This is a genomic window from Ruminococcus callidus ATCC 27760, from assembly GCF_000468015.1.
Classification (GTDB): Bacteria; Bacillota; Clostridia; order Oscillospirales; family Ruminococcaceae; genus Ruminococcus_C; species Ruminococcus_C callidus.
Genome location: NZ_KI260469.1, coordinates 23,860 through 30,502 on the forward strand (window position 1 = coordinate 23,860; position 6,643 = coordinate 30,502).

6 protein-coding genes are annotated in these 6,643 nt (G+C 53.2%); all 6 read right to left on the reverse strand.

The features are described 5' to 3' along the window. Window positions 1-50 precede the first annotated feature (50 nt). Window positions 51-833 (reverse strand): Fic family protein, encoded by a 783-nt coding sequence (locus RUMCAL_RS12075; RefSeq protein WP_021683215.1) that lies wholly within the window; start codon window positions 831-833, stop codon window positions 51-53. Window positions 834-1,084: 251 nt separating this feature from the next. Continuing rightward, window positions 1,085-1,702 (reverse strand): thiamine diphosphokinase, encoded by a 618-nt coding sequence (locus RUMCAL_RS12080; RefSeq protein WP_021683217.1) that lies wholly within the window; start codon window positions 1,700-1,702, stop codon window positions 1,085-1,087. Further along, window positions 1,699-2,592, reverse strand: a complete 894-nt coding sequence (gene rsgA / locus RUMCAL_RS12085; RefSeq protein WP_021683218.1) for a ribosome small subunit-dependent GTPase A — start codon at window positions 2,590-2,592, stop codon at window positions 1,699-1,701. The genes RUMCAL_RS12080 and rsgA overlap by 4 nt, the downstream gene beginning before the upstream one ends. A 4-nt stretch (window positions 2,593-2,596) precedes the next feature. After that, window positions 2,597-4,729 (reverse strand): Stk1 family PASTA domain-containing Ser/Thr kinase, encoded by a 2,133-nt coding sequence (gene pknB / locus RUMCAL_RS12090; protein ID WP_021683219.1) that lies wholly within the window; start codon window positions 4,727-4,729, stop codon window positions 2,597-2,599. 56 nt (window positions 4,730-4,785) lie between these two features. Continuing rightward, window positions 4,786-5,487 (reverse strand): protein phosphatase 2C domain-containing protein, encoded by a 702-nt coding sequence (locus RUMCAL_RS12095; RefSeq protein WP_021683220.1) that lies wholly within the window; start codon window positions 5,485-5,487, stop codon window positions 4,786-4,788. Further along, entirely contained in the window at window positions 5,484-6,581 is a 1,098-nt protein-coding gene (rlmN, locus tag RUMCAL_RS12100; protein WP_021683221.1) for a dual-specificity RNA methyltransferase RlmN, read from the reverse strand. Before rlmN ends, RUMCAL_RS12095 begins: the two co-directional genes overlap by 4 nt. Window positions 6,582-6,643: the final 62 nt, after the last annotated feature.

Consider the following 6,643-nt stretch of genomic DNA (forward strand, 5'->3'; position numbering starts at 1 on the left):
GGAGAACCCTTTTTCAAAAGGGTTTCCCTCAACAGGCTGTCCCAATACTGTTACAGCTTCCACTTTTTGTGTTGCTCTGCCAGTGTACTGGCAGTGGTTTCGGTGTGATCGTAGTCGATTTCGAAATAGTCCAGCACAGCTTTCATGTCGTCCTGCATAGACAGGAACACATCCAGCAAACGGTTGGGCTTGCCCTGTGTCTGCCATTCTTTCAGACCGGCATAATAGAACATCTTGCTTTCGCTGTTGATATAGAACGGCACAATGTCGTTTTCCAGACACATTTTCAGCAGCAGAAGTCTGCCGACTCTGCCGTTACCGTCATAAAATGGGTGTATCTTTTCGAACGCCATATGAAACCACGCAATCTCATAGAAGTCCGGCTGCTGTAAATTCTGATAAGTTTGCAGCAGCTGTGCCATTTGTGCGGATACCTCACCGGGCTTTGCCGTTTCGATGCCGCCCACCACATTGGCGTATTTCTTATAATCACCGATCACGACTTCCGGATTCTGTTGTGTCATCAGTCCGGCTTTCAGAATGCGGTGCATCTGCTTCACGTATTCCTCCGACAGCGGTTCGGAAATGGTGTCCAGCACCCAGTCCAGACACCTGAAATGATTCGCCGTTTCAAAAACATCGTTGACGAACACAGCACCGTCCACGCTTTGGGTTTCGAAAATATAACAGGTCTGTTCATGAGTCAGCCTGCTGCCCTCTATATGATTGGAATTATAGGCAAAATCCACCTGCATTTTATGATAGATCCCACCGTGGATTCGATGATTCTTCTCGAAAAGAAGCGTTTCTTTTAGTTCTCGTTTTTCGCTCATTCGTTCCTCCTGCCAAATCAGATTTTATGGCGATGTCTGGGAAAGCTTGTTGAGGGAAACCCTTTTGAAAAAGGGTTCTCCCTCAAATTCCCTTCCGAAAACTTCACTTTATTTTTGTAGATAGGGGCTATAGCCCCTATCTACAAAAATGGAATAAAAGTCTTTGAAAAGGGGTCTGGGGGAAAACTTTCCTCAGAAAGTTTTCTCCCAGCAGGTTTTCCCAGACACTGCCACAAATCTGATTTGCCGCATCAGTCTTTCGCATACATCACCAGCAAATCGCCCTTGCCCACAGTCACCTTTGCCGTTTTTGCGAGGATCTCGTTGCTGACACCCAGCGGAAACGCGTTGGAAAATACCCCGTGACACAGCGGGTACGCCACACCCTCCAGCGTGACATCTTCGCACCGTTCCGTCATGGCAAACAGAGAAAAGTACATGCCCTCCCGTCTGGGATACGATGCCGTTCCGCCACGCTGCAGCGTGATCCAATGGGCATGGTCTACCAGTATGCCCTGTGCGTTCCGGTCTGCCAGAAACCGCAGCATCTGAAGATTTGCCACCATGTGATCCAGTCTGCCGCCCAGTGCACCGTAAAAAATCAGACGGCTGCACCCCGCAGACAAGGCATATTTTGCCGCCAGCAAAATATCCGTGTCGTCCTTTTCCGGCGAAAACGCTTCCACATTTTCCCCGGCGGGAACATTGCCCAGCGAATCGAAATCACCCATGATGCGATCGGGAACGATTCCCAGAGCCTGTGCCAGCCGCACGCCGGCATCGGCACAGAGATACAAGTCTGCCTGCGGCACCGGCGGCTGTAACTCCGGCTGTACCGGTGCTCCTGCAAAAATCACTGCCTGCTTCATGATTCCCACGCCTTTCGCTGCTTTGCCGTCTGATACAGAGAAACGTAGGCATCATGACGGCTCTTGGAAATTTTCCCCGCCTGCACAGCTTCTACCACGGCACAGCCCTTTTCACAGACGTGTGCACAGTCGCTGAACCGGCACTGTCCCAGATAGGGCTGGAACTCCGGAAAGCAGTCTGCAATGCGTTCCTTGTCCATTTGCAGATACTGCTCCACCTCAAAGGTGGAAAATCCGGGCGTGTCCGCCAGATAGCCGCCGGCACAGGGATACAGTTGTACCTGTCGGGTGGTGTGCTTGCCGCGTCCCAGCTTCTCGCTGATCTCTCCGGTGGCGATTTGCAGGGACGGGTCAATGGCGTTGAGCAGCGTGGACTTCCCCACGCCGGAATTGCCGGTCATCATGCTGATTTTTCCGGCAAGGAGTTCTGACACGGCGGCGACCGTTTCCGGCTTGTCGTATTCCACCGGATACACCGGAATGCCGGCATCGGTGTACAGCTTTTCCAGCTGTTCTCCGCTGTGCAGGTCCATTTTGGTGAGCACCACTGCCGGCTGAATATCCTGATAAATGGCGACCGTCAGGAACGAATCCAGCAGCAGCAGATTCGGAGCAGGGTGACAGGTAGACACCACAAAGAAGATCTGATCCAGATTGGACACCGGCGGTCTTAAAATGCTGTTTTTCCGCGGCAGGATCTCCTGGATCACGCCGTCCTCGGACAGCTGCACATAGTCCCCCACATAGGGCGTGATGCCGCGTTTTCGAAAGATGCCTCTTGCTTTACAGGTGCAGATACCGGAAAAGGTCTCTACTGTATAGAGACCTCCTACCGATGTGATAATTCTGCCCTGTGCGGTTTCGGGAATGGCAACAGGGAGATTTTTCATCAGATCATTCCACCTCCGATGGTGCACCGTCCGGTGCGGCAGTTTCTACCGGTGCCGCAGTCACTGCCGGAACAGTCTGCACTGCAACTCCGCTGAGAGCACCCTCGATGTTCTCGCTGGACGCAGTGAACTTCTTATTGGCAAAGTCAAACGTGTACGTTCCCAGCACCTCGGTCTTGCCGCTTTGTGCACTGGTGATCGAAACCTTTACCACCTTGCTGCCCTTGCCCTTGACTTTCACGCTGACAGAAGCATTGGTCAGGCTCTCGGCAACGAACTGGCGGGAGGCAATGACACCGTCCTCATCGGTGGTGAAGCTCAAAGTGTACATGCCGCTCATGCTGGAAATCGGCAGGTTCTCCAGACCATAGGTGACTTCACCCTCCGGCTGTTCGCCGTTGCTGACATTCAGCTTAATGGTGGAACCGGAAACCACGACCTTGCCCGGTTCCGGATCCTGCTCGGTGACGATACCCTTTTCTTCCGTAGAGGGCACTTCGGTGATCTCCAGCTTCAGCTTGCGGCTGTCCGCCTCTTTCTGGGCATCTTCCTGTGTCATGCCCACAAACTTCGGCACGTCGGTTTCGTCTACGGCAACACCCTGACTGACGTAGATCACCACGTTGGAGCCAACGGCAACTTCCTCATTCATTGCCGGATCGGTACGAATAACGTGGTCGGCTTCGATGTTCTCCTCGGAGGTGCTCTGGGTTTTCTTCTGCTCCGCAGTCAGTCCCAGTGCCTTGAGGGCATCTTCTGCTTCCTGTGCTGTATAGTTGGTCAGGTCAGGGATCTGTACCTTCTGCACACCCTTGCTGACGGCAACTGCCAGTTCGATCTTGCCGTCCTTGTTCTTCTTGACGAACTGTCCGGCTTCGATGCTCTGCTTATAGATGATGTTTTCCTCATACTTGTCGGTGTAGTCCTGCTCCGCCACTTCAAAATCGATGTTGGGGTAGTTCAGCACTGCATCATCGTAGTTCATGCCGATCACCTTCGGCACTTCATCGGTGGAGCTGTTGGAACCGTTGGTACCCTGTCCCACGATCAGGAAAATCACGATTGCGGCAACGACCAGCACAACAATGGTGACTGCCGTCAGAATCGGAATGACCAGCGACTTGGACTGCTCCGGTTCCGACTCGTTTTCCGGCGGATAGTCCTCGTAGTAATCGCCGCGGCCACCGCCGCCGTTCTGCTCATAAGCCACCCGTTCCCGCTGGGGTACCCGTCTGTTTCCGGTTTCCGGCGGGGTGAAATACTGGGTCGGCTCCGGAGCGTTATAATAGCCGAAAATGATCTGATTGTTCGACTTGAACGCTTCAATGTCCCGAATCATTTCTGCCGCCGTCTGGTACCGCTTGGAAGCGTCTTTCTCCATGGCGTGCATGATGATCTCCTCCAGACCGGAGGGAATATTCGGGTTGATGTCACGGGGACGCACTGCCACATTCTGCATATGCATCACGGCAATGGAAACCGGATTGTCCGTGTCAAAGGGCTTTCTGCCGGTGAGCATCTCGTAGAACATGACACCCACGGAATACAGGTCGCTCTTGGCATCGGTCACGTCACCCCGTGCCTGTTCCGGACTGATATAGTGCACCGTGCCGATCGCCTGATCGGTCGCAGTACGGCTTTCCTCGCGGGCAAACTTGGCAATACCAAAGTCCATGACCTTGATGGTGCCGTCTGTCAGCAACATGATGTTCTGCGGCTTGATGTCACGGTGTACGATACCGCGGTTGTGGGCGTGCTGCAGTGCCCGCAGGATCTGCACGACAAAGTGCACCGCATCTTTCCAGTTGAGCACGTGTTCGCTGTCGATGTAGTCTTTCAGCGTAATGCCGTCAATGTACTCCATGACGATATACTGCATCTTGTCCGAAAAGCCCATATCGTAAATTTTTACAATATTCGGGTGGGACATCATGGCGATTGCCTTGGACTCGTCGCGGAACCGCCGCTGGAATTCTTCACTCTCGGAGTATTCATTTTTGAGAATCTTCACGGCAACAACACGATTATCCAGCACATCTGATGCACGATAAACATTCGCCATGCCGCCTTCGCCGACCAGATCTGTCAGTTCATAGCGACCGTCCAGCCGTGTTCCTATCAGTTTATCCTTATCCATGCTTCTCATTCCTCCGTATTATGTGACACAGTTGCAATGGCAACTGAAATATTATCTCATCCACCCTTTTCCAATGCAGCGTCGATCAGCTTCTGAGCAGTTTCGGTATCGGAAACATCTTCCTGCAAGACCTCCTGTATTTCTGCATCGGAGCAGAATCCGGAAAGACCGTCAGAACAGAGCAGCAGCCGATAGGTCTGCCCCTCCTTCAGATCAATGCGGAAGAAATCCGGACACACTGTCCGTTCTACCCCCACCGCTTTCATCAGCATATGCCGCTTGGGGTGGGTTTCCATTTCTTCTTCTGTGATCTGTCCGGTTTCCATGAGCATATGCACCACAGTGTGGTCAGTGGTCACCTGCTCCATGGTTTCCCTGGTCAGCAGATACGCCCGACTGTCGCCGACGTTCGCCACGGCGATGTATTCCGCTGTCACAAAAGCGGCTACACAGGTCGTCCCCATGCCAAAGTTCTGGTAGTCCATGCGGGCGGTCGTATATACTACGGAATTCGCCGCAGACACGGAGGAAAGCAGAAGCGAACGCACGCTGTATGCGTCCATGTCCTCGGTGTAGCCTTCTTCAAAATGTTCAAAAAAGACGTCTATCGCCATAGAACTTGCCTTGCTGCCGGAGCGTTCGCCGCCCATGCCGTCACAGACGACCAGCAGCAGATTCTCTCCGAACTGCCGCGTTCCCACGCGGTCCTGATTTTCATCTCGAATATAGCCAATATGTGTTTGCGATGCACTCGTCAATTTTTACCACCTCCAAAGAGCGTGTTGCCGGATTCATTTTTCACAGTTTGTGCGGCGGTTTGTTTCTGTTGGTCTGCGTCACGCCGCAGCTGTCCGCATGCCGCCTGTATGTCGCTGCCCAGTGTCCGCCGGATCGTAGCGTTGATGCCCAGTCCGGTCAGTTCTCTCTGGAACCGTTCCACATCTTTCCGGAACGACCGGAATGAACGTTCCCTGATCGGATTCACCGGAATCAGATTCACATGGCACTGCATGCCGCGGAGCCGCCTGGCAAGCTGCAGGGCATCTGCCCTGGTATTATTCACACCGTTGATGACTGCATATTCAATGGTCACCCGTCTGCCGGTGGTGTCGAAGTAGTAGCGGCATGCGTCCAGCAGTTCCTCCACCGGATACCGCCGGTTTATGGGCATGATCTCACTGCGGTGCCGGTTCTCGGGGCTGTGGAGAGATACCGAAAGAGTCACTCCCAGCCGCAGGTCTGCCAGCTGCCGGATCCGCGGCACCAGTCCGCAGGTAGAAAGTGCCACGTGCCGCAGGCTCATCTGCATGCCGTCGGGGTGTGAGAGAATGCGGAAAAACTGCACCACATTTTCAAAGTTGTCCAGCGGCTCGCCGATTCCCATCAGCACAATGCTGTCAATGCGGCAGCCGGCATCCCGCTGGGTTTCGTAAATTTGCAGCAGCAGTTCCGACGGCATCAGATCCCGCACATAGCCGGCAATGGTCGATGCACAGAACTGGCAGCCCATACGGCAGCCCACCTGTGTGGAAATACAAAGGCTTTTTCCGTGGTGATAATCCATGAGAACCGTTTCCACAAAGTTGCCGTCCGGCAGCTCATACAAGTATTTTACCGTATCATCGGTAGAAGATGCAAGCCTTCTTGCAATATTTAGTCTATTTATACAAAATTTTTCGTTCAGCTTCTGCCGGAGTTGGAGAGAAAGTGTAGTCATTTGGTCGAATTCCGTGACCTGCTTCTGGTGAAGCCATGAAAAAAGCTGTTTGGCACGGAATTTCGGTTCCCCCATCTCCGCCAGATGCTGCCCCAGCACTTCCGGTGTCAGGGACAGAATGTCGATTTTTTCCATTGGCTTCCTCCTTTCAGAATGCAGTGATCCTATGGCAATACCGCACAAAGATTGTGCGACAG